At 55.5% G+C, this 200-nt stretch carries 1 rRNA gene; it reads right to left on the bottom strand.

The window, feature by feature from the left end:
• Positions 1–2: 2 nt before the first annotated feature.
• Positions 3–119 (bottom strand): 5S ribosomal RNA (gene rrf / locus NP777_RS47540).
• Positions 120–200 lie beyond the last annotated feature (81 nt).

Genomic DNA, 200 nt, shown 5'->3' with positions numbered 1-200 from the left:
TTGTTCGGCGGCGTCCTACTCTCCCACAGGGTCCCCCCTGCAGTACCATCGGCGCTGAAAGGCTTAGCTTCCGGGTTCGGAATGTAACCGGGCGTTTCCCTAACGCAATGACCACCGAAACACTATGAAGTTGAACCGGACCCACACACCACACACGAATACACATGGCAGAGGTCGAACGGTTCGTTACTTCAGAACCA

The sequence above is a fragment of the Streptomyces rugosispiralis genome (assembly GCF_024505145.1).
Taxonomy (GTDB): Bacteria; Actinomycetota; Actinomycetes; order Streptomycetales; family Streptomycetaceae; genus Streptomyces; species Streptomyces rugosispiralis.
The sequence above is the reverse complement of the archived record's forward strand: the minus strand, read 5'-3'. Positions and strand labels throughout refer to the sequence as shown.